Origin of the sequence: Luteolibacter arcticus (assembly GCF_025950235.1) — a bacterium.
In the GTDB taxonomy this organism is placed as follows: domain Bacteria; phylum Verrucomicrobiota; class Verrucomicrobiia; order Verrucomicrobiales; family Akkermansiaceae; genus Haloferula; species Haloferula arctica.
Genome location: NZ_JAPDDT010000002.1, coordinates 152,566 through 174,890, shown reverse-complemented (window position 1 = coordinate 174,890; position 22,325 = coordinate 152,566). Strand labels below are relative to the sequence as shown.

Below are 22,325 nucleotides of genomic sequence, written 5' to 3'. Positions count from 1 at the left end.
GATTGCCGTCCCCGGCCAGAAATGGCATTTTGCCCACGGATGAAGCGCATTTCCTGCAAATCCGGTGGCAGCCGGGCGCGCATGGCCGCACGGCTAGGCGGGCTGCTTCTCGCGCCCTTGTTGCTCACGCAGTGCGCCACGAACTACTCGCTGGTGGCGGAGCGGCCGGAGGAAGCCGTGCGCAACGAGACCTTCGGCTACCGCAAATGGATGCGCCCTGAGGCCACGCCGCAGACGGTGGTGATCGGCGTCCACGGCTTCTGCGGGGCGGCCATCGACTACGAGAATCTCGGCAAGCGCCTGCTCAAGGATCAGCCGAAGATCGCCGTCTATGCCTACGAGGTCCGCGGCCAGGGAAAGGATCCGCTGAAGGAACGCCGCGGGGATATCGACGACCCGAACCTGTGGTTCAGCGACCTCGCGAAATTCTCCGGCATGGTCCGCACCAAGCACCCGAACGCCCGCATCGTGTGGTTCGGGGAGAGCATGGGCGCGCTCATCGTTTCCCACGCCTACGAGAATGCCATCGCGGCCGGCCAGTCGCCGCCCTGCGACGCGATCGTCCTTTCCTCGCCGATCGTGAAGTTCCGCGAGGATTTCCCGAAGTGGAAGAAGGACCTCGTCCACGGTGCCGCCGAGGTCGCCCCGACCGCGCGCCTTTCGCTGGAAACGATCGCCGGTGGCCAGCAGGTGCAGATGACCCACGACACCCTGCACTCGGAGCAGGCCGAGACCAACGCCTGGCACATCGACAAGCACACCCTGCGGCTGCTGGTTGCGCTGAGCGACCTGATCGACGGCATGCCCGCGTGCGCCCAGACCTTCAAGGTGCCCACGCTGGTGCTCAATGGCGGCAAGGACTTCTTCAGCAGCGCCGCTGACGTGGAGTCCTTCTACGGCAACATTCCCAAGGAGTCACGGAGCCACAAATACTACCCGGACAGCTACCATCTGCTGATGTACGACGACAAGAAGGAGCAGGTCATCGGAGACGTGGAAAGATGGCTGGTGAAGCTCCCGAACGCCAAAAACTGAGCCTGCGGGCTGACCCGGCTTCGCCATTGCCAAGCCGCGGCGGCTGTTTCATCGTTCCCGTCCGATGACGAAACCCGTCTGCTGCCTGTTCCTTGCCCTCGGCTTCGCGGCGTGCGCGCCGAAGAAGGCCATCCTCGTGGAGAGCGACACGCCCGCTACCACGGGCACGCGCGGCAAGCCGGCCAACAAGCCCACCGGCAGCCAGGTGCCAAAAGAGGGAGACTCTGCGCCCTTGGTCATCCAAGAGGGTGGCATGCGCCTCCCCACGGACCGGCTTCTCAGGCTTCCCGACAAGAAGGACCTGACGCCCACCGCACCGGTCGGACCCGGCGGTGGCGGAGTCATCGCCACGCCGCCGACCGCCGACAAGCGGAACGGCGAGTAAAGCGGTCGAACGGGCAGCCGTGCGGCTCATGCCGCTGAATCGGTTTGTCATGGTGCGGAGATTGGAAAACGTCGTGCTCCCATGAGCACCCTCCCCGTGCCCGCCAGCGATCGCGAGGTCAGCAGGCTTCGCGATCTCTCGCCGCAGCAGGTGCGCTCCGGCGTCGCCGCGTGGCTCGGCTGGCTCTTCGACGGGCTGGACATGCACCTCTACACGCTGGTGGCCACCGCCTTCGTGGCGGGGCTGCTGGCGACCGGCGAGTCCGACCCGGAGGTGGGCAAGAAGGCCTCCATCATCCAGGCGGCGTTCCTCGTCGGCTGGGCGCTTGGCGGCGGGTTCTTCGGGCGGGTCGCAGATCTGTTAGGCCGCAGCCGGGCACTGGTGCTCACGATCCTGACCTACGCCTGCTTCACCGGCCTGTCGTTCTTCGCGACCGAGTGGTGGCATTTGTTGGTCTTCCGATTCCTCGCCGCGCTGGGCATCGGCGGCGAATGGGCGGTCGGCGCGTCGCTGCTTTCGGAGACGTGGCCGAAGTCCTGGCGGCCGTGGATTGCCGCGACCCTGCAGAGCGCGGTGAACTGCGGCATCCTGCTCGCCTGCGCCGCCGGGGCGCTGCTCGCTGGCAAGCCACCGCACTGGATCTTCCTCGTGGGCATCCTGCCCGCCTTCATCACGCTGTGGATTCGCAAGTCGGTGCCGGAGACCGAGGAATGGACCGAGGCGCGCAAGGGCCAGCCCGCCCCACGCATCCGCGAACTCTTCGGCCCCAGGGTTCGCAGAATCACGCTGCGGGTTATGCTGATCTGCGCCGTCTCGCTCACCGCGCACTGGACCTTCATGTTCTGGCAGCAGAGCTACATCCGCAGCCTGCCCGAGGTCGGCGTGGCGAAGGAGGCCAAGGACCACGCGACCGTGATGGCGCTGCTGTGGATCATGGTCGGCTCCATCATCGGGAATTTCTTCGCGGGCCTCCTGGCCAAGCACATCGGCTACGGGAAAGCGATCGCGCTGATGCTCGGCGGCTACTTCCTCGTGATGTGGTTGACCTTCTCGCGTGGCCACGACCTGCACACCGTCTATTTCCTCTTCGCCATCACCGGCCTCATGCAGGGCTGCTTCGGCCTCTTCACAATGTGCCTGCCGCCGCTGTTCCCGGTACTGCTGCGAAGCACCGGCGCAGGATTCTGTTACAACATCGGCCGCATCCTCTCCGCCGCGGGCGTGGTCTTCTTCGGGATCTTCAACAAGGTTCAGGGCGACTTCGCCGGCGTGCTGCTCATGGCATCATGGCTGTTCATCCCCGCCGCGCTGTTCGCACTGATGCTGCCGACGGAAGAGGAAGCGTGAAGAACGCCGCATCCCGTTTGCGGATGGCCATTAGATGGTCTCCCGGGAGCGCCGGTCTTCAGACCGGCTTGAAGGGACCATTCGGGCCGGTCTGAAGACCGGCGCTCCCGGGGAAACCCAAAAAAGGCGGCCACCCCGTTTCGGGATGGCCGCTTTGGATGATGAGGCTGCTAGATTCTATCAGGGTGCAGTGACCGTCGCGCGGAGGAAGCCCTTGCCGGGCGTCAGTCCATTCGAGCCGCCCAAGCTGAAGCTGCGATAGCTATAGCCGGTTCCCGCGGGTGGCAGGTCAGTCGTGATGGGAGTCGGCACGGCATTCACCGTGACCGGGAAGCTGGTCAACGTGGTGCTGCCTTGGATCGAGTAGGTGATGCCATCGGCCACCGAGGCGGCGGTCGAGGGCGCTCCATTGCCAAAGGCAGCGGCTCCGGTGCGGATGGCCGCCGTGAGGATCAGCTCCTTGTCCGTATCGCCGTCGAAGTCGCTGTCGACCGTGAAGACGTAGATCTTGCCGTTCTCGCTGCCGCTGTTCGGATTGCCCGCGAAGGCGAACTCGGTGACGTTATCCACGCCGTCCTTATCGGGATCAGCGGTTTGGCCGACGATCGCCGGATTGGTTTCACTTCCGAAGAAGGTGCTGATCCAGGTGCCATACGGAGTGGTGCCGGAGGTGGTGACATTGAGCAAGCCATCGCCACTGATCAGCGATGTCTCGAAGTTCGCGCCGAGCGCAGCGATCGATCCGGGACGACCCCACTTACCCACGGCCTGCGGAGCGCCGTTGATAAACAGTTGGTCAATGACATCGGTCCCCGCGGTGGTGAGGATCAGCGTGCCCCCGGTGTTGAGGCGGACATCCGCACCATCGGCAAAGGTCGAGGCGAGGTTCAGCGCCAGCGAGCCTTGGGTGACAGTGGTGTCGCCCTGGTGACCGATGGCTCCGCTGATCGTCTGGAAGCCGCTGCCGATCTTCGTCAGGTTGAGCGTGCCAGCGGTGGAGCCGGTATACGTCGCGGACGCATTGGTGTCGCCCACGCTCAAAGTGCCCCCGCCGGTCGAGGTGATCACACCCGCTCCGCTGAGGCCATTGATGGTCTCGCTGAACCCGCCGACGTTCAAGGTGCCGTTGTTGGCCACGCTGCCCTTGAGCGCGCCGTTCGGGATCTGGTCAGCCGCACCCAGAATGAGGAAGGCGCCCGTGCCGATGGTGGTGTCACCCACGTAGTCGTTGGGGTTCGCCGTCTGGTTGGCCAGGGTGATGGCGACCGTCGAGTTGTTGAGCTGGAGGCCATTCGGCCCGGTAACCTGTCCAGTCAAGCGGGCCGCCCCGGTATTGGTGAACAAGGCATTGCTCAGGTTCGCCGTGATCGTTCCGGAGAGCGTGTGTCCGGTGGTATCGAGCCGGAATCCCGGCTGGTCATTTCCCAAGGCGGTGTTGAAGACGATGGCATTTGCGATGGTGAAGCCGCTGAGGCTATCCAGCAGGATGCCCGCCCTATCGGCAGCGGTTTCACCGATCGTGATCGGGCCCGTTCCGAATGGACTGCTGACGATCGCACCGGCGGAGCCCACCGTCACCGGCGGAGCCGAGATGCGGAGGCGTGTCCCGCCGACCGCGTTGTGCCCCAGGACCAAACCGCCGGAGAAGGTGTTGGGACTGTCGATCGGGAACAAATTCGCCGTCGAGTTGTTGTTCCTTACGATCACCCTTACCGCCCGGGTAGGTCCATTGAGGATCCGGGTCGCGATGGTGGTGTTGCCTAGGGCGGGAATGGACAGCGTCGAGACCCCGGCTACCGCGCTGCTGTCGGTGATGGTGGCCGTGGTGGCACCACCGCCCGCATTGGTGAAGCTGGCATCGAAGCCATTCAGATCGAGCGTGCCGGTGCCGGACATGTTCAGCGCTGCGCTAAACAAGAAGGCTCCCGTACTACCCGCTTTCAAAGTCCCGTCCGAGATCGTGGTGTTGCCGGTGTAGGTGTTGGAGCCGGAAAGAAGCCAAGTGCTGGGGCCGGACTTGTTTACGGCAGTCGCCCCGGAGGTTGCCGGGTTGAGGATGGCTCCTGTCACCTGGTTACCGGCGGCCGTGCCACCAAGCGCCAGGGTGGTGGAGAGCGTCGCATTCGCCGTGTATCCACCGAGCACGTGATTTGCCGTGGTGGGGTTCAGCGTCAGGGTCGCACCCGCACCGACATTGTTGATCGTCCCCGTGGCGAGCGAGTAGCCATTGCCGCCGGTCACGTTGATGGTGGTGGTGCTCACGTTGAAACCCGCCGGGGCAATCGTCAGTGTATTGCCGCTGCCCGAGCCAAGGTTGTTCACGTCGAAGGTGGCGTTGCCGGTTCCCATGCCACCGAGGTCATTCCCGCCTGCGAAGGTGACGGACGTTTCCGAGCGAAGCTGCAGGATGCTGCCGACGCCGAGGAACAACGGCTGCAAGGCCGTGCGCTCGGCCGAGAGCGCCGTCGAAACACTGGAAACCGTATTTCCTGCATTCGCTTGGAGTTGCAGGACGCCGTTCCCATTGACCACGCTGCGGTTGGAAACGTTGACGGGACGACCGGAGTTATCGCCGGACAGGACGACCGTCGCACCATTGTTGACGGTGAGGGCTCCATCGAAAGTGTTGTCCCCCGTCAGGGTCAGCAGACCGGCACCGGCATTGATCGAGCCGGTGAAGAGATTGTCGCCGTTGAGGACGATGTTGTTGCCGCCGGTAGCCAGACTGATGACATCGGTACCGTTGTCAGCGATGATGGAGTTCACCGTCAGCGGATTTACTGCACTGTCGTTGGTGAGAGTGAGGGTGGCAGGCGAGGAATTCTCGAAGTCGCCGGCGGTCAGGACGCCTTGGTTCGGCGTGCTGCCGATGGTGAGGCTGCCCGCGGTCGGTGTCTGCCAGAGGTATCCGCCAAGGTCGTCGCCGACCGTGAGGACGTCGGTGTCATTGGCGGGAGCGATGGTGGCGGGTCCGGCGCTCGCTCCCATCTGCAGGAATCCGATCTGGGTCAGCGGCGAGGCGGCGAGGCTGATGTTTCCCGAGGTGCCGCCGTCCACAATACGGACGATGCTGCCCGCGCTATTCGGAATGGAACTCGGACCCAGGCGGGTGACATCGGAGTAGGCACCTGCATAGGCCGTGATCGGACCGTCGACGGCGTCGGTGGAATTGGTGGCGAGCACGGATTGGCCGCCGACCACCACCCGGGCCCACGGGAGAATCCCGTTGGTGTTGAAGGTGTCGGTCTCGGCAATGCCCGGAGCCCCGAGCACGAGCGATGAACCGGGCCCCGGCGTCACGGTTCGGAGCTGGATCTTCGCGCTGCCGCTGCTGCGAGTGATGGAGCTGGTCTTGCCCGCAGCCAGCGTGGTCGAGGCCACCACCTCGGTGTGGGTGCCACCGGCAAGGTCGAGCGTGCCGCCGTTGAGAATGAGGGCGCTGGAGTCGGAGAGCTTGGTGGAGTCGTTGGTGGTGTAGTCGAGGCGGAGCGTGCCTTCGGTGATCGTGGTGCTACCGGAGTAGGTGTTGATTCCTGCAAGGGTCCACGTGCCGCTGCCGGCATCTTTCAGAACGGTAACCGGGTTGCTGCCATTGGTGATGGGCCCGGTGACGATGCCGGTCGAAGCGCCGCGGAAGTGGAAGCCCCGGCTGGTGGCATTGTTCGCGAGGGTGCCGGTGAGCGTCAGGTTGCCCGCATTGGAAAGGAGGGCGGTACCGCCACCGCCGGACGTGGCGGTGATATTGCCAGCGATGGTGTTGTTGCCCGCGCTGTTGATGATCGCTGCTTCCCCCGGAATGGGGACGGAGAACGGAACGCTCAGCGCGTCGAAGCTGGTGGTGAACGCCATGTTGCCCGGGAGCGAGATATCGCCGCTGCTTCCATCGAGTACCAGCGAGCTGAGGCCGCCGGGATTGGGGGCGGTGACCAGGGTGATGGTCTTCGGCCCAACGCCGAGGGAGGAGGAATTCGTGATGACCAGGTCGCCGGTACTGACGTTGACGTTGCCCGTGAAGGTGTTGTTGCCGGAGAGCGTCCAAGCGCCCACGCCATTGTTCTTGGTAAGAGAAGTGATGTTGGTGGGGCTGTTGTTGACGATCTGGCCGGAAATTTCCCCGCTGCCGGTTGGGGAGACGGTCAGGACCAGGGATTTGCTCCCGGCCCCGCTGGTAGTGAAGTTGCCAGTGAATTTGAGCAAGCCGGTGCCGGCGTGATTGATACCGGCATTGCCGGTGGTCCCCGCGAGATCGATCGAGCGGTCGGTGGTTTCCCCGCTGCCGGTGTAAATGAGGGTGGACGCGGCGCCGCCGCTGCCGAGGGCGATGAGGCCATTCGTGCCAAGCGGCCCGGAGACGCCCGTGTTATGGATGGCGGGAACGCTGATGTTGCCCGAGAAGCTGCGCGTCGGGCCGGTGTAGGTGCTGTTGCCCGTGAGGATGAGGGTGCCACCGCCGGCCTTGGAGAGGGTGCGGGAACCGCCGGTTTCGGAAATATTGCCGCTGATCATCGCCGGGCCGGAATTGGTGCCGATGATCCCGTCTCCTGCTCCGGTCATGTCGCCGGCGAGAATGATCGGGCCTGCCCAATTGGTACCCACGAGGTCCACGCGGAGCTGGCCGAGCGACTCGCCGGTGTCACCGCCACCTAGCGTAACCGTGGCATTATGGGTGTTGCCTGAAACCAAGAGGCTGGCGTTGGCAGCGACATTGATGGAAGCGGCGGCATTATCCTTGCCGTTCATCTGGACCTTGCCGGCTCCTGCAGCGGCACCATTCCCGATGTTCCAAGTACCGGTGAAGCCGGAGTAGTCGCCGTTGAGGCCGACCGTGTTTCCCCCGGTGCCCAGCGCCGTGACATTGACCGTGCCCGCGCCACTCAAGGCGTTGGCGAGGCCGCTAAAGGTCACGTTGGCCTTGCTGACATTGAGAGTCGCGTTGTTAACCACGGGCCCGACACCGAGTGAGCCTTCGTGGTTGGCGATCAGAGTACCGGCGCTGATGGTGGTGGTGCCCGAATAAGTATTCGCCGCGGCAGCGTTGAGGGTCAGCGTGCCAAGGCCCGCCTTCGTCAGGGAACTCGGGGTGCTGGTGTTGTTACCGATCGTTTCCGCGATGGACGCGGTGTCGGTCAGGTTGGTGACGGTGATCGTGCTGGAGAGATCATTGGCGAGGACTAGCGATCCCGCGCCTGCGCCGATGCTGAAACCGGATGCCGCAAAAGTGATGTCGTTGACGATGATGCTGGTCGCGACGTTTGCTGCTTCAGGGCTGCCCGAACTCAGGTCAAAGATCGCGTCGGAATTCTGCGTCCAAACCACATTTCCGGGGGTCCAGTTTTCGTTGCCGGCGACGGTGCTCCAGTCGTTGGTGGGGCCGGCCGATCTCCACGTTAGCGGTGCCGCTTGCACGGACAAGGTCAGGGCTGTGGTCAGCAGGGAAAGACGCGCCGCCGATGCCAGCGCGTAAGGCGAGGATGGATTTTTCATGGCTTCTCTTGGGTAAGTACGGGTCGTATTCAGAAGCCTGAAACTCTTTCAGGCTGTATACTTCTTTTGCTCCGACCTTACTGGGAGACGCATCTGAATTTATGTCATCATACATTTTGGCAGGATTTGGGAATCCCTCCCCTTCACCCACTGGAGAATATCGTCCGAGCGAGGGCTCTATTCGTGCAACCCGCACCGCCTCATTCACCGATCCAACGCGACGAGTGACATCGTCGCCGCTTCGTCACTGACGATCTCCCGCGGGAATCAGGCCGGCCACCGGCGACTTCGAGCGCCATTCCTGGAACGACTCGGGATTCTCTGCCGCGGCCTCGGTGAGCCGCTGGATCTCAGCAGCATCGCGCACCGGCTCGGGCAACGATAGATACCAATCCAAGCCCTTGAGTGGATCGGCCTTCACGAAGTCCGCCACGAGTTCCCCGTTGATCCTGCGAGTGTCCATTCCGGCGACCGTTTGCTCGCCCACCCACGCGGCGGAGGCCCCGAGGTCGGCCTGCTTGAGACGCCAATAGACGTGATCGATCGCGGCCTGCTTGAAGTCATGGGTACTAAGTCCATCGTACCACGACTTCATGTCGTCCGTCGAGCCGCTCTCGCGCAAAGCGCGTTCGACAAGACGTTCGGCGGCCGAAGAAGCGGTGGTGCCTTCGGGAAAGCTGGTCTGCTCGGCGAAGCGGCTGGCGCTTTCGAGATCCATCCCACGCAGCAGGCCAAAGTAGGCGCGGTTGTACTGATCCGGATCGGTGAGTTGGGAGAGATGTTTGGATGCCGCGGCACTGTCGATCTCACTCCAGCTCGAAAAGATGAGCTCCAGCACCGAGGCCGCATACGATGCGCTGCGGCCGTTGCTTCCCTCCTCCTTCAGCGCCGCCATCGCAGCGAGTGGATCGACTTTCCCCCACTGGTGCCACAGCAGCCGCCACTCGCTGTCGTAGCGCAGGCCCTGCTTGTCGAATCCGAAGAACAGCTCGCGGAACTCACGGGCATTCTGCGGCGTCATCTCTTCTAACAACTCCGCGAACTTCAAGCTGCGGGTGATCGGGTTGCCGATCAGGAAGGTCTGGTGAAGCTCTTCAGCAAGCTTGGCTCCGTCGGAAACCGCTGCCGCCAGGGGGCGCGAATTGCGCGAGGCAGCGGAAGAATCACTTTCAGCGGCCGATGCCACCGACGAGGCCCCAGCCGGAATCTCCCCGCGGGATTCCTTTCCCGGCTCCCGGCCAGCGATCTGAATCCGGCCCAGCCAAAAGCCCGCGAGCAGCGCCACGATGCCGGTCATGATGTGGGAGGCCTTCATTCCATACCAGGAAATGGCTTTGCCGGCGAACGTTGTCAAAGTCTCATCATTTGCGCCGGGGAGCCGATGGCGCAAAGCCGCCGTTATCAAAAGTTAGCGCTTCGATAGCCAGGCACCTGCCGCGAACACAGCAGCACCCGCCCAAGCCGGCGCAAGATGCCAGAAGTCAAGGTAGCCGATCGGATAATGCACGCCGATTGCACACCCGAATCCGACGAGACCTGCCAAGACAAGCGCCTGCCAAACGTGCGTCGATGGCGCGGCCTTCCACAGGATGCAAAGGATCGTCAGTCCGGTCGTGAGCAAGCCGCCTCCGAAGCCCGCGCGATCATGGGCGATCATGGGAATCAAACGCGGGTTGATCGCATCGAGTTGCTCCCGCGTGTAGCCGATGAAATCCAGGTCGCTGGGGACGAAGACCAGTGTCATGCCGACGGTCAGGATTGTTGCTCCGGCCGCCACCAAACCGGTGCCCCACCCCATCCATAACATCCACCCAATGGCCTGTCGGCACCGCCATGTCGCGGGCCATGCGGCCGGGCGGAAGTCCAGCGGCTTCGAGCAAAGCCGCCGTGTCTTCCACAAGCCTGTCAGAGTGATGGGCAGCAGCAGCAAGGTTGCCCAAGCGTGCCAGCCATCGAGATAGCCGTAGCCGAGGTAGGCTAGGAAACTGCCAAAGCCGGTCGCATTTGTCAGGACCAGCGTCCACCACGCCCAGCTCTCCCCGTCGCGCAGCGGGAAATGCGCAAGCCATGCGTAGAGCACTGCCAGCGCGACCAACACGCCGCCAAAGGAAAGGCGGTCGTGGATCATGAAGTGGACGATCCGGCACTGGTTCAGCTCGCACAGCGCGATTGGCTGCATGCCGAGAAATTCGACATCGTGCGGCAGAAAATGCCCTGTCAAGGACAGGAAGATCGCCCCACCGCCGGAGAACAACAAGGCGATCGCGGTGAACAGAATCAAGGAGCGGCCATCCCCAACCAGCTCCGAGAAGAAACCGCGGGAATCATCGGAATTCATCGCCACAGCACCACCGGTTTGAGTCCTTGCTCCTCGAAAAACGGATCGAGCCGCTTGGCAAGCTCCGGCCAACGTTGGTGAGGCACCTGCGGATAAAGATGGTGCTCGAGGTGATAGAGGTGCTCCAAGCTCAGCCAAGAAACCACCTTCCCGCGGAACAAGCGAGTCTGCCGCAGCGGTTCGTGCGCCGTCGCATCGTGAGGCATGAAGCTGGTCATGAAGGGATAGACCCAGCTTCCCACCACAGTCACCGCCAGATAGATCATCCCGACTTGCGATCCGAGGCACCACGCTGCCCATGCGATGATCGCCAACCCTTCGATCACGATCCACCGCCGCTTTTTGCCTGTCGTTCGCAGGAGCGCCCATGCCCACAGACGTGGCTGGGCAATGACTCCATCGAGCAAGGCGCGCCACCACGACATGCCCGCCGCAGCCCCTTCCAAGTCGTCATCATGAGGGAACCTCCGGTGATGGTGCAGATGCGTTTCCCGGAATGCGTGACCTGATCGGAACGAGAGGGCTTCGATGAGAAAAAGCAGCAGTTCGTTCAGCAAAGCCGGCAGCCGCAGCGTGCGATGGACCAGATCGTGCGAGACTGAGGCGTAGGTGAAGAAGCTCTGCAGCACGGCACAGCCCATGGCGACCAACCACCAGCCGTGCTCACCGGCGGCGAAGAACCCTGCACAGGTGGCGAAGGGCAGTGCTGGGATGCGAACGCGCTCGCCGACCGTCGTCTCCAACAGATCGAGGCCGAGAGATTTCAGCGATGGCTTTTTCATGCCGTGATCCGGGTTTGTGGAGCAGCAAGCGGGGTCGCCCGTGACGCGATTCAAAGCTCCAGCATGTGCGCCACGTGGGCGGCGGTGAGCTCGCCCATCGTCTGGCAGTCGCGGAAGATATCGGTGTGGTGGTACTTCGCCAGATCCGCGGCAAGCGAGGCGACGTGCTCGTGCGGAGCGATGTCGTCACGGCGCATCACGCCTAACAGGGCCTTGAGGCGTGCGTTCTCCACCTTGGCCCGGCGGGTCATCTGCGCGTGCTCTTCGGCGACGTACTGGTCGATGGTCTTCCGGTTCAGGACGTCGAAGGCGAGCTTGGTGACCGTCTTGTTAGAGTCGAAACGGTAGGCGAGGTAGGTCTTGCCGCGGCGTTCGTAGCTCTGCTGGTCGAAGTCGATGGGGCGGACGCGGTACTGCACCTCCTCGAAGTCCGGGGTGATGTCCACGACGTAGTTCACGCTGCGCATGTCGCCGAGCAGGCGGATGAAGCAGCGCTCATTGAACTTGGTGAATTCCTTCGCGATGCGGACCTTGTTCAGCTCCGGCCGCGGCAGGTGATCCTTGAGAAACACGTCGCCCGGCACGCCGGCAATGTGCTCCTCGATCAGCGTGTTGCCATTCACCAGGTAGTTGATGCGGTTCGGCGACAGGATGTGTTCCAACTCCAAGCCATAGATGCGCGAGGCATCTGCCTGCTTCACGTAGAAGTAGTCGGAGTTGTCGTTGTAGAGGTTGGTGATGCGGATGCGGAACGGCCGCGAATTCCCAAACTCGCCGAAGTCGATGCGATCGACGGTGAGGTGCTCGTGAAGGTCTGACTCGCCGCCGATTTTCAGCTCGGCGTAGATCTTGGTGAGCTTCGGCCGCAGCTCCAACATCAGCTCCTGCGGGTAGAAGACCGTGAGCCACAGCGTCTCCTTCCCGCGCGGGTCCTCGTAGGGCATCGAGCCTGCGAACCGCGCGAGGTCGTCATAGACCAGCGGGATGTCGCGCAGGCGATCGAAGTGATAAAGATACTGCCGGAGCGGGGGGCAAACGGAATACTTGATCTTGCGGCGGGAGATCACGGGAGGAGGATGCACGATCCATGCGAGGATGCGATGGAAATGCCGGGCTTGCCTTGATATAGCGGAAGGACTGCGTCCTTCCGGCGGGGCGAAGCCGCTAGCCAGAGCGCCACGTGGACTCTCGGTGCGGGCCGAACCCAGCCGGAACGACGAAGTCGTTCCGCTACGTGACTAGAGTCAATCCGCCGTCTTCAGCACCAGCTCCTTGAACTGCACCACCATCGACGGACCGGCGTGGATCTGCAGCGCGAGGATGCCTTCCTTCGGCGCGTTCTTGGCGTCGTTGTCGGTGACATCGACGGTCTGCTTGCCGTTGATGAAGTGCTGCACGTGGTTGCCCTTGGCGACGATCTTGTAGTCGTTCCACTGCTCGTCCTTGATGGCCGCCTGGATCTCGTTGGAATCGCCGACCTGCCCGGTGACCTTGGGCTTGCCGTCATCGCCGACCTCGGTCTTCTCGCCGCGCTTGGCGAGGATGCCGCGGCCTTTTTCCTCATAGAGGATGCCACTGTAGGTCTTGCCGGCTTCAAAATCGGCCTGGTAGCCGCTTACCACCGAGCCGGAGGGTCCCGGCTCGAGCACCTTCGACCGGTACTGGACGCCGCTGTTTCCCTTCTCGATGCGGTATTTGAACGTCAGCTCGAAATCGCCGACGGTGCCGTCTTTCCAGACGAGGAAGGTATTGTGGGAAATCTTCGCGTCGCCGCTGTCGGAGGTCTTGCCGGTGATGGCGCCGTCCTCGACGGACCACAGCTTGGAATTTCCCTCCCAGCCGGTGAGGTCCTTGCCATTGAAGAGTTGCTTCTCGCCGGCATGGAGGGTGGCGGCGAACAGGAAGAGGAAAGCGATGGGTTTCATGTCGATGGGACTCAATCTCGCCGGGAATCGAGGTCGAGCCAAGCCCGGAGGTTGTCGTAGCTTGTCACCCGCGACCGGCGGATAAGGCTTCCGGCCGGCAGCGCTTTCCACTCCACTGCCGCAGTTGAGTCACGCGCACGATCCTGACAATGGCGGGAGTCCGGGCGGCTTTCCCCATGGAATGCCGTCGGGCCGGGTGCTTTCGATTCTCCAAGACGCCGGAAACCCCGACCGGCTGGTCGCCGAGGCCTACAGGTTCCTGGGCCTCAATCCGGAGGACCTCGACGCCCACTACTACCTGGTGATGGGGCTGTGCGATCTTCGTCAGCTCAAGGAGGCGGAACGACACGTCCACCACTTGCTGCGGCTGGATCCGGAGTCGGTGGACACGCACGTCGCGGCGATCCGGTTCTATCTCGTGAAGCAGCAATGGAAGCCCGCGCTCCGCTTCATCGGAGCCGGACTGCAGCTCGTCCCTCACAATCCCTACTTCCACTTTGCGGCCGCCATCGCGGAGAGCCAGCAATACCGGCCCGCCGAGGCCCGCAAACACATTGAACGCGCAAGAGAGCTGGCACCCGAGGACCCGGATATCGTGAATCTTTACATCCGGCTCCACGCCGCGATGGACAATTCCGGAAGGGAGTCCTGGAGACGCCTGCGGGAATTTGAAGCGGCACTCGCGCTCGACCCCGGGAACGCCTCCCTTCACAACAGCATCGGGGACGTTTACCTCGACGAACTGGAGAACCCGTCGAAGGCCGAGGAACACTACCGGATGGCGCTGCGGGCGGAACCGGGCAACCGCGAGTACCAGAAGGATCTCTTCAATGCCGTCGCGCGAGGCAGTCTGGTTTACTGCCTTTTCAGCCTGCCCTCCCGGGTTTTCGAATCGCTTCGCCGGGGCCTCGGCGTCCTCCGCGACCACCCGTGGATTGCGATCTTCCTGCTGGCCGCGTTCAAGATCCTGCTGGCATTCGTCGCGTGGCTGGTGGTGGCGACGGTCCTGCTGTGGCCGGGCTGCAAGGTGTACGAATGGTTCGTGGTCTCCGAACTGCGCGGCGGCTCCTCCACGTCCGTGCCAATGCTTTCGCTATGGCTGAAAATCCGGCGCTATCCGCTGTGGCTCCGGTTCGGCACCTTCCTTTTGCTAAGTTGCCTGCTCTGGGGATTGCTCTTCCTTCTAACCGGCATCCCGCTCGACAGGGGGTTTGGCTTCGTGGGCATCTTCGTGGGAGTCCACTTCGTGGTGCTGCTCTTCCTGCGTCTCCTCAGGAAATTTGAGGCATGGCAATCGGGCCGGTCGAGCCGTGGCGATTCGTCCGGCTGAAGCCCGCAAAGCCGCCTTGGTCAGCTCACCTGCGCGAGCCAAGTCCGGAGGTTATAGTAGTTCGTCACCCGCGTGATCTTGCCGAGGCGGGCGTCAAAGAAAGCGCCGACGCGGAGGCGATAAGCCTGGCCCTTCGCCTCGGGCAGGCCGGTATCGGTGGCGAGGTATTCGCCGCGGATGTAGAATTCGGCGGCCGCGCGGTTCTCCGGACCGGTGAAGATCTCCAGCTCCTCCACGGTCTCTCGGTAGCACCGGTCCATGCGCTCGAGAAAGGCGCGGAAGGCCTCCTTGCCGGTCTCGGCCAGGCCTTCGTTCACCTCGTGGACGACGTCTTCCGCCAGCAGTTCGAGCAGTGCTTCGCGGTCGCCGGAATTGAAGGCGGCGTAGTAATTTTCGATCAGCGATTTCATGGCGAGAAATGGTCCCAGCCGCCAGCGAGCGAGGCTCCCTGGCCGGGGGGGCAGAGTCTGCCGATGATTGAGAGCTGAGGGAAGTCCTTTGGCCACTGACCGGCGGCGGCTATCCAGCGGCGCGGCGAAACGGTGAAGAGGAGCTCGTAGTCCTCGCCATCGCCGAGTGCCTGCGCACGGGTGCAGCCGCGGGTGGCGGGCACCTCGCCGAACTCGAAGCCGCAGCCGCTGGCCTCAGCGAGACGTGGCAGGTCCTTCGCCAGCCCGTCGGAAAGATCCATCATCGCGGACGGCCGCAGGTTCCGGACCAGCCAGGCGGCTTCGTTGAGACGCGGGGTGAAGGTGAGGTGCTTGCCGCGGATCGAGCCACCGAGGCGGCCGGTGACGACCACGAGATCGCCGGGCTTTCCGCCGCTGCGGAGGATCAGATGCTTCCGCTCCACCCTTCCCTCGCCGGCCACGGAGATCATCGCGCCCGATGGCAGCCGCGACGTTTCCCCGCCGGCCAGCACGCCGCCGTGGGTCGCCAGGCACTTGCGAATGCCGCGGTAAAGGCCGTCCATCCACGCGACCGGCTTGGCGGGATCGACCGCCACCGTGACCAGCAGGTGCTCCGGCACGCCGCCCATCGCGGCGAAGTCGCTGAGGACGCGCGCGACGGCCTTCCAGCCGACCTTTGCCGCGGGCGTGTCCGGCAGGAAATGGACGCCTTCCACGATGGCGTCGGTCTTCAGCAAGCGCAGCAGACCCCGGCCGGGATCGACCACCGCGCAATCGTCACCGGGGCCAACGCGCAGGTTTTCGCCGCCGGGAAAACCGCGCAGCAGGCGGGCGATGAGGGCGTCCTCACCGAGATCGCGCAGGCGCTTCTTCATGAGTCGGCCGGCAGGTCGATAAGGCCGGAGCGGGCAAGAAGTTGCATGGTCACCGTGAATGCGTTGAAGAGGAAGTGCACCGACATGCAGGCCCAGATCGACCCGGTGAACTCGTAAAGCAGGCAAAGGATCACCGCCAAAACGAACAGCGGCAGCAGGGCGACGACATGCCCGTGGGCTGCGGCGAAGACGAGCGAGGAAAAAACAATGGCACCCGCAGGCCCGCAGAAGCGCTTGGCCGCGGGGTAGAGATAGCCGCGAAACACCACTTCCTCCGCCAGCGGGGCGACGATCGCCGCCGTCACCGCCATCAGGGCGATCACCAGCGGATCCTTCACCTCCTTGAAGACCTTCACGGCTTCCTGCATGGACTCCATGCCGAGGGTTTTCTCGAGCCACCCGTTCCAACCGGAAACGAACAGCACGCCCATGAAGCACAGCATGAAAAACACGGTGAGGGGCGCGATGGCAATGGTGAGCCACCACTTGCGCCAGCGCAGGCCGAGCCACTCGGTGATCTTCACCCGCCAGGCGACGAAGGCCAGCACCATGCCCATGAGCAGGAACTGAAAGATGATCGAGGCGATTAACACCCCGGGCGTGTACTTTTTGTCCAGCGGCACCTCCTCCGAGGAGCCGCCATTCGCCGCGGTAAGGCCGGCGAAGATCAGGAACACCAGCCCGATGAGCGGCAGGTCCACCAGGCGGTAAATCGCCGTGCTAACTTTCAGGAGGCCCACGGGAGCCGTCGTAGCCGCAGCCACTGGAAGCGGCGGCGGGACTGATCCGGGGGGGGCATAAGGCGAATCGGAGTCGAGTCGCGGTAGGGGCGGCGCTCCCTCGGCCGACGGAACGTAGAGCGCGGCCTCCTCCGGGGACATTCTCGGCGAGGCGACCATGTTCTCGAACGGCTCGACTTTCCCCCGCGCCCCCCGGATCCCCCAGCTCACGAGAAATACCACGGCCGCAGCCGCGAAGGTCCACATGATGATGGCATCCGGATCAACTGCGGGGAGCGTGGAGGCGAGGAAAGATACCATTTCGGCGGCGGCAATGTGGCGGCGCGACCAAAGCGGGGCCAGCGGGAAATCGGCAGGTAAATTTTAGTTAGAATATCATGATGATCCGAGAAGCTTGCGGTTTTTCCAAAAATTCGGGATGGTCGCCGCACCGCAACTCCTCGTGTCCAAGCAGGCCGCCAACCCCTACCGCTCGATCCTGCGCAGGCACATGCCGGAGCCCTTGCTGGCGCTGCTGATCTTCGTGATGGGCGTGTGGTTGTGGGACAACCACTTCGGCCCGAAGTACGGCTGGGAAGACGGAGTCGGCCGGATGGCCCTGCGGAAGACCGACCGCGACCTGCGACTGGCCGATAGCGCCGGGCAGCTCCCCGCGCTGCTGCGCAAGCTGCTCGCCATCCCGGACCGGGAGCAAGCGCTCAGGAATGGCGTGTTCTCCCTGGAGATGCTGGAAAAAGACCGCTCGCTCGATGAGGAGAGCGCTTTCGCGCTGGGGGTGCTGCGATCGGTGCGGGGCCGGGACGGCTCCTTCATCCCGCTGCCCCCGGATCCCGAGGCCGTGGTGCGCCGGGTTGCCCAGGGCAACGATTTCTGGTGGGACCGGGAGTATCTGACCCGGCTGGGGCAAACACGGAGCGACGGGGCCGTCATGCAGGCATCGGAACGATCGGCCGACCCGCGCAGCCGCGAGGTGGCCCTGCGGGCGGTGCTGTCGCGGGGGGGGGTGTGGCTGGTGGCGCTGTGTGGCCTGGCATTCCTGCCGGCGGTGGTACGCGGCTACTGGGAAGCGCTGCGCAGCAAGGGCCGCGGCTACGTCGGCCACTGGCCGACTGCGCTGGGGCTGGGGGTCTTCCTGCTCGCCTACCTCGCGTCGATCGGCTTCGGAAAGGTGCTGGATGGCCAGATTTCAATTTTGCAAAGGTGGGCGGGCGAAGGCGGCCAGCCGGTCTCGATCGCGCCCGGGCTTTTCGTCCTGATCGATGCCGCCACGCGGTTCCTGCCGGCCTTGCTGGCATTCGCGTTCCTGTTCCGCCGCGCGCGTCACGTGTGGACGCGGCTCGGGCTGAAGGGAGCCCCGGATGGCAAGCTGGTGCTTGGCAGCTTCGCCCTGCTGATGATTGGCGATCAAGTGCTGCGGCATTTCATGCTTGGCGATGATATGCCGGACGATCCCGCGGGCGGGCTTTCCGAGATGGAGGAAGGACCGTGGGGACTGGTGCTCGCCCTGACCTCGGCCTGCATCGCAGCCCCTGCCGCGGAGGAAATCCTCTACCGTGGCGTACTTTTCCGCTCCCTCGCAAATGGCTTGCGGGTACCGGCCGCAACCTTGATCTCCGCCGCGGTGTTCGCCGTCGTGCATTTCTACGATGCCTACGGATTAGTCTCCGTGGGCTTGCTTGGCGTCGCCTGCTCACTTTGCTTCGCGGCCTCCGGCCGGCTGGTGACCGCCATTTTTCTCCATGCACTCTATAATTTCGCCATCAAGGTTCCTGAATGGATCGTTTATCATGCACCGCTATGATTTCGTGACAGGGTTCCACTCGCCATTGTCATCCCAAACCTGTATTCGAGCCTCCCGAGATTCATGAGTTCAACTTCCTTCGAAGCGCCGTCGCTGGAAGTCCTAGCCGGACTGCTGCCCGCGTACGAGTTCGATTCCTTTATTGCCCAAGGGGGCATGGGAGCGGTTTACAAGGCCCGCCAGAAGGCGCTGGACCGCGATGTGGCGATCAAGGTGCTGCCGCGCGAACTCGGCGCGGATCCGGCTTTCCACCAATCCTTCGAGACCGAGGCGCGCGCGATGGCCCGCCTCAACCACCCGAACCTCATCGGCGTGTATGACTCCGGCGACATCGACGGCATGCTCTACATCGTGATGGAGTATGTGAACGGCAAGTCGCTTTACCACTCCGCCTACAACCTGGCCGTGGATCCCGAGCAGGCGGCCGCACTGGTGAAGGGCATCTGCGACGGCCTCGCCCACGCCCACGAAAACGGCGTCATCCACCGCGACATCAAGCCGGCCAACATTCTCCTCAACGAAAAGGTGGTGGCCAAGATCGGCGACTTCGGCCTGGCCCGGCCCGCCGATTCCGCCAGCCCCGGCCTGATCATGGGGACCCCCGGCTACACCGCGCCGGAAATCTACGACAATCCGGAGCACGCCGACGTCAAAACCGACATCTACGCGGTCGGCGTCATCCTCTACGAGCTGCTGACCGGCCACAAGCCGGAGGACGAGGGCATGCAGCCGCCGTCCAATGTCGTCAACTGCGACAAGAAGCTCGATGCCATCTGGCAAAAGTCGACCGACCCCGATCCCGCGCGCCGCTATAACAGCGCCGAGGAAATGGCCACGGACCTCGAAGGCTGGGCGAACCGGGTGCCCGAGACCTCCACCTTGCGCATCGTCCAGCGTCCGGCCGGGCCGAGGCCCCACGTGCCGCATGTGGGCCACCACGTCCCGCAGGTGCGCGCCGCTCACGCTGCGATGCCACGCCGCGCCCCGGCCGCAGTGATCCACCACAAGAAGAAAACGGACATGACCGTGCCGGTCATCATCATCGCCATCCTCGTGATCGGCGGGGGGCTGGTGGCCTTCCAAATGAACAAGGCGGCCGATAACCAGCGCGAGGTCGAGGCCAAGCGGGAGGCCGCACGGATCGAAGCCGAAAAGGTCGCCGCCCACAACGCCGCCCTGAAAAAGAAGCAGGAAGAAGAGGACAAGAAGCCCGATCCCAGCACCATCCGCTTCGCGCCTGAAGGCACGCCGCAAACACCGCCCCCGAGCCCGACGCCCGTCGTGCCTCCGGGTGCAGAACCACCTCCTCCGTGAGACTCCCGACTGTCCTCCCATGAATGCGGAATCCTTTGATCCCCCGTCGCTGGAGATCCTCGAGCGCCTGCTGCCGGCCTACGACTTGATCGCTTTCATTGCCCAAGGGGGGATGGGTGCGGTCTACAAGGCCCGCCAGCGCAGCCTCGACCGGGATGTCGCCATCAAGATCCTGCCGCGGGAACTCGGGGCCGACCCGGAATTCCGCCGCTCGTTTGAGACCGAGGCCAAGGCCATGGCCCGGCTCAATCACCCGAATCTGATCGGTGTCTATGACTTCGGCGATGCCGATGGTATGCCGTACATCGTGATGGAGTACGTGCCGGGCAAGTCGCTTTTCCACTCCGCGCACAACCTCCCCGTCGAGGCGCGCCAGGCCGTCACGATCGTCAAAGCCATCTGCGACGGCCTCGCCCACGCCCACGAAAACGGCGTCATTCACCGCGACATCAAGCCGGCGAATATCCTGCTCACCCCGAAGGCCGAGCCCAAGGTCGGCGACTTCGGCCTGGCCCGCCCGGCGGGTGCCGGTTCCACCGGCCTGCTGATGGGCACTCCCGGCTACTCCGCGCCGGAAATCATCCGCGAGCCGGATCACGCCGATCACCGCTCAGACATTTTCGCGCTCGGCGTGGTGCTCTACGAACTGCTCATCGGACGTTGTCCGCCCTACGATCTCCCACCACCGCCGCCGTCCACCATCGTCAGCTGCGATCCCGCGCTCGATATCATCTGCGCGATCGCGATGCATCCGGCGGCCAGCATGCGCTATGCGAATGCTGAGGCGATGTCCGCGGCTCTTGACCAATGGCTGCGTGGCGGAACCCGCGTCCCCCCGCCGCGCGCCACCGGCGGCATTGTTTCGCATGCGCCGGTCCGGCCACCGCGCCCCATCGCCGAGGCCGCCCCGGTCATGGTGAAAAGCCGCGGCAACTCCAATCTCGTGGCCCAAGCCGGCGTCCTGGCCGTCTTGATCGTCATCTCCGCCGTCGCGTGGAAGAAGCTGCAAGGCATGCAGAAGGACAAGGCGGCGCAAGAGGCCGCCTACAAGGACTCGAAAGCGAATCCGGCCTCGACCGCTGATCCCTCGGCGAAACCCAAATCCTCTTCCGGCAACTCGAAGCCCGCGCCGATTCCGCACGACGCCTCACCCGCAAAGCGGGATCCGGCCACGCCGGACGACTCCGGTGCCACCGCTGAGCCCGAAGTCGCCGACTCGGGCAACTCCCACTCCGGGCCGAATAACACCAGCGCCATCGTGACGGGAGAGGAGGAGACGCATCCGACCGAGTTCCCCGACGAAGCCGTCGAACTGCCACCCGCCATCGTCGAGCTGGAGACCAAGGCCAAGAGCCTGCTGGAAGCCCTCGAAAAGGACCGCGCCAAGGAGCTCGCCACCAACGCCAAGACTTTCGCTTCGGATCTCGACGGGTGGGTCCGGACCCTCGGCAAGGGTGATCAAATCACCTGGCGGCCCCACGCCGAACGCCTCAAGCGCCTCGCCGTAGACGACCGCGTCCCGACACGGGTCGACTCCGACAGCGGCATCAACCTGTCCGAGCGCATGGCCAAGGTCGCCGAATTCGCCTCCCGCAAGCAGAAGTCCATCGACGAGACTTTCGAGTCAAAGGCGACCAAGATCCGCGACGCCTATGTTTCCCGGATTGCCGAGGCAGCCGGGAAAGCCAAGCAGGCCGGAGACTCGAAGGTGGGCGCAGCCCTCGACGAAAAGGTCGCGCAGGCGGCGGATCTCGACACTTGGCTCTCATCCGTAGGCGTGGCGAAGGCCACTCCCACCCCCGCCGTTGAAAGCTTGATCGTTGGCGAATGGGCCTCGAAAACCTCCAACACGGTTGTCACTTTCGCCGGGGACGGCACCTGCAAGAATTCTCGCGGCGACAAAGGCCAGTGGATCAAGGAGTTGCTGAACGCCGAGAAGGTCCGCTACGTGATCTCCTGGGGCAGCGGATTCGTTGACGAGCTTTCCCCGCAAGAAGAAGGCACCATTCTGGCGGGGCAGAACAATCGCGGCGACGCCGTCCGCCTTGTCCGCAAGCCGGAGGAGCAAGCCGAATAGAACCGTCTTCAGCGGTTCTTCAAGAACTCCGCGACCTGCGCGAAGAACGGCGACATCACCGACCAGGCTTCACCGCTGATCCCGGACTCGTCCATCGCGGCCTCCATCAACTCCACCCACCGCGCGACTTCCTTGTCGCCGATCGCGAACGGGAAATGCCGCATGCGGAGGCGAGGGTGGCCTCGGTTTTCCACGTAGACCTCGTGCCCGAGGAAGCGGAACTGCAGGAACTCGCGCAGCCGCTTTTCGGCCCCCTCCAGGTCCTGCTCCGGATAAAGGGGTCCGAGCACGTCGTCCGTCCGCACCCGCCGGTAAAAGGCCGCAACCATCGCTGCCAAGCCATCTGCGCCGACCTCGCGGGCGACGATTTCCTCCATGGATTCCACGCCCGGGTCATGGCACCGGGACCCGCGTGGCGCAAGCCCTGCTGAAGGGCCAAGCGCCGGATAGGCGTTCATACGCACAATATCCACTAGCGCGCT

General features: G+C 63.9%; 17 protein-coding genes. 7 read left to right on the top strand and 10 right to left on the bottom strand.

Features of this window, described 5'->3' with window-relative positions:
* Positions 1-39 precede the first annotated feature (39 nt).
* The 3 genes from OKA05_RS05555 (at position 40) to OKA05_RS05545 (ending at position 2,767) form a co-directional block, all read left to right on the top strand.
* Positions 40-1,035 carry an alpha/beta fold hydrolase gene (locus OKA05_RS05555; RefSeq protein ID WP_264486118.1) on the top strand — a complete coding sequence of 332 codons (996 nt, stop codon included), beginning with the start codon at positions 40-42 and terminating at the stop codon, positions 1,033-1,035.
* 64 nt (positions 1,036-1,099) lie between these two features.
* Positions 1,100-1,420: a hypothetical protein gene (locus tag OKA05_RS05550; protein WP_264486117.1), complete on the top strand. Its 321-nt coding sequence runs from the start codon at positions 1,100-1,102 to the stop codon at positions 1,418-1,420.
* Between the two features lie 81 nt (positions 1,421-1,501).
* Positions 1,502-2,767: an MFS transporter gene (locus OKA05_RS05545; RefSeq protein ID WP_264486116.1), complete on the top strand. Its 1,266-nt coding sequence runs from the start codon at positions 1,502-1,504 to the stop codon at positions 2,765-2,767.
* Between the two features lie 180 nt (positions 2,768-2,947).
* Here the strand turns inward: OKA05_RS05545 and OKA05_RS05540 are convergent, their stop codons facing one another.
* The 6 genes from OKA05_RS05540 to OKA05_RS05515 all read right to left on the bottom strand — a co-directional run bounded on the left by OKA05_RS05540 (position 2,948) and on the right by OKA05_RS05515 (position 13,296).
* Complete coding sequence (locus OKA05_RS05540) at positions 2,948-8,251, bottom strand: beta strand repeat-containing protein (RefSeq protein WP_264486115.1); 5,304 nt, start codon at positions 8,249-8,251, stop codon at positions 2,948-2,950.
* A gap of 244 nt (positions 8,252-8,495) precedes the next feature.
* Positions 8,496-9,566 (bottom strand): hypothetical protein, encoded by a 1,071-nt coding sequence (locus tag OKA05_RS05535; RefSeq protein ID WP_264486114.1) that lies wholly within the window; start codon positions 9,564-9,566, stop codon positions 8,496-8,498.
* A 93-nt stretch (positions 9,567-9,659) separates the two neighbouring features.
* A complete protein-coding gene (locus OKA05_RS05530; RefSeq protein ID WP_264486113.1) occupies positions 9,660-10,589 on the bottom strand; it encodes a hypothetical protein in 930 nt (309 codons plus the stop codon).
* Entirely contained in the window at positions 10,586-11,371 is a 786-nt protein-coding gene (locus OKA05_RS05525; RefSeq protein WP_264486112.1) for a fatty acid desaturase family protein, read from the bottom strand. The genes OKA05_RS05530 and OKA05_RS05525 overlap by 4 nt, the downstream gene beginning before the upstream one ends.
* 50 nt (positions 11,372-11,421) lie before the next feature.
* On the bottom strand, positions 11,422-12,438 hold the full coding sequence (locus tag OKA05_RS05520; protein WP_264486111.1) for a hypothetical protein: 1,017 nt from the start codon (positions 12,436-12,438) through the stop codon (positions 11,422-11,424).
* A gap of 177 nt (positions 12,439-12,615) precedes the next feature.
* Positions 12,616-13,296 (bottom strand): 3-keto-disaccharide hydrolase, encoded by a 681-nt coding sequence (locus tag OKA05_RS05515; protein WP_264486110.1) that lies wholly within the window; start codon positions 13,294-13,296, stop codon positions 12,616-12,618.
* A 124-nt stretch (positions 13,297-13,420) separates the two neighbouring features.
* Here OKA05_RS05515 and OKA05_RS05510 point away from each other — a divergent pair, with 124 nt between their 5' ends.
* A complete protein-coding gene (locus OKA05_RS05510; protein WP_264486109.1) occupies positions 13,421-14,626 on the top strand; it encodes a tetratricopeptide repeat protein in 1,206 nt (401 codons plus the stop codon).
* Positions 14,627-14,646: 20 nt separating this feature from the next.
* On the opposite strand, the gene OKA05_RS05505 is transcribed toward OKA05_RS05510, so the two are convergent.
* The 3 genes from OKA05_RS05505 to OKA05_RS05495 are packed head-to-tail and all read right to left on the bottom strand — an operon-like array spanning position 14,647 to position 16,951.
* The gene (locus tag OKA05_RS05505; RefSeq protein WP_264486108.1) at positions 14,647-15,036 is read right to left on the bottom strand and encodes a ketosteroid isomerase-related protein; all 390 of its coding nucleotides are present in this window, start codon (positions 15,034-15,036) and stop codon (positions 14,647-14,649) included.
* A complete protein-coding gene (locus tag OKA05_RS05500; protein ID WP_264486107.1) occupies positions 15,033-15,911 on the bottom strand; it encodes a thiamine-phosphate kinase in 879 nt (292 codons plus the stop codon). Before OKA05_RS05500 ends, OKA05_RS05505 begins: the two co-directional genes overlap by 4 nt.
* On the bottom strand, positions 15,908-16,951 hold the full coding sequence (locus OKA05_RS05495) for a CPBP family intramembrane glutamic endopeptidase (RefSeq protein ID WP_264486106.1): 1,044 nt from the start codon (positions 16,949-16,951) through the stop codon (positions 15,908-15,910). The genes OKA05_RS05500 and OKA05_RS05495 overlap by 4 nt, the downstream gene beginning before the upstream one ends.
* A gap of 118 nt (positions 16,952-17,069) precedes the next feature.
* Between OKA05_RS05495 and OKA05_RS05490 the strand changes: the two genes are divergently transcribed.
* From OKA05_RS05490 to OKA05_RS05480, 3 genes are all read left to right on the top strand, one after another.
* Positions 17,070-18,452 (top strand): CPBP family intramembrane glutamic endopeptidase, encoded by a 1,383-nt coding sequence (locus tag OKA05_RS05490; RefSeq protein WP_264486105.1) that lies wholly within the window; start codon positions 17,070-17,072, stop codon positions 18,450-18,452.
* A gap of 63 nt (positions 18,453-18,515) precedes the next feature.
* On the top strand, positions 18,516-19,766 hold the full coding sequence (locus OKA05_RS05485) for a serine/threonine-protein kinase (RefSeq protein WP_264486104.1): 1,251 nt from the start codon (positions 18,516-18,518) through the stop codon (positions 19,764-19,766).
* A gap of 19 nt (positions 19,767-19,785) precedes the next feature.
* Positions 19,786-21,843 (top strand): serine/threonine-protein kinase, encoded by a 2,058-nt coding sequence (locus OKA05_RS05480; RefSeq protein ID WP_264486103.1) that lies wholly within the window; start codon positions 19,786-19,788, stop codon positions 21,841-21,843.
* Between the two features lie 8 nt (positions 21,844-21,851).
* Here OKA05_RS05480 and OKA05_RS05475 read toward each other — a convergent pair whose 3' ends face one another.
* Positions 21,852-22,301 carry a globin domain-containing protein gene (locus tag OKA05_RS05475; RefSeq protein ID WP_264486102.1) on the bottom strand — a complete coding sequence of 150 codons (450 nt, stop codon included), beginning with the start codon at positions 22,299-22,301 and terminating at the stop codon, positions 21,852-21,854.
* Positions 22,302-22,325 lie beyond the last annotated feature (24 nt).

Coding starts and splice junctions, on each gene's coding strand:
- OKA05_RS05555 (WP_264486118.1), top strand. CDS start 40: ATGAAGCGCATTTCCTGCAAATCCGGTGGCAGCCGGGCGCGCATGGCC.
- OKA05_RS05550 (WP_264486117.1), top strand. CDS start 1,100: ATGACGAAACCCGTCTGCTGCCTGTTCCTTGCCCTCGGCTTCGCGGCG.
- OKA05_RS05545 (WP_264486116.1), top strand. CDS start 1,502: ATGAGCACCCTCCCCGTGCCCGCCAGCGATCGCGAGGTCAGCAGGCTT.
- OKA05_RS05540 (WP_264486115.1), bottom strand. CDS start 8,251: ATGAAAAATCCATCCTCGCCTTACGCGCTGGCATCGGCGGCGCGTCTT.
- OKA05_RS05535 (WP_264486114.1), bottom strand. CDS start 9,566: ATGAAGGCCTCCCACATCATGACCGGCATCGTGGCGCTGCTCGCGGGC.
- OKA05_RS05530 (WP_264486113.1), bottom strand. CDS start 10,589: ATGAATTCCGATGATTCCCGCGGTTTCTTCTCGGAGCTGGTTGGGGAT.
- OKA05_RS05525 (WP_264486112.1), bottom strand. CDS start 11,371: ATGAAAAAGCCATCGCTGAAATCTCTCGGCCTCGATCTGTTGGAGACG.
- OKA05_RS05515 (WP_264486110.1), bottom strand. CDS start 13,296: ATGAAACCCATCGCTTTCCTCTTCCTGTTCGCCGCCACCCTCCATGCC.
- OKA05_RS05505 (WP_264486108.1), bottom strand. CDS start 15,036: ATGAAATCGCTGATCGAAAATTACTACGCCGCCTTCAATTCCGGCGAC.
- OKA05_RS05500 (WP_264486107.1), bottom strand. CDS start 15,911: ATGAAGAAGCGCCTGCGCGATCTCGGTGAGGACGCCCTCATCGCCCGC.
- OKA05_RS05495 (WP_264486106.1), bottom strand. CDS start 16,951: ATGGTATCTTTCCTCGCCTCCACGCTCCCCGCAGTTGATCCGGATGCC.
- OKA05_RS05490 (WP_264486105.1), top strand. CDS start 17,070: ATGGTCGCCGCACCGCAACTCCTCGTGTCCAAGCAGGCCGCCAACCCC.
- OKA05_RS05485 (WP_264486104.1), top strand. CDS start 18,516: ATGAGTTCAACTTCCTTCGAAGCGCCGTCGCTGGAAGTCCTAGCCGGA.
- OKA05_RS05480 (WP_264486103.1), top strand. CDS start 19,786: ATGAATGCGGAATCCTTTGATCCCCCGTCGCTGGAGATCCTCGAGCGC.
- OKA05_RS05475 (WP_264486102.1), bottom strand. CDS start 22,301: ATGAACGCCTATCCGGCGCTTGGCCCTTCAGCAGGGCTTGCGCCACGC.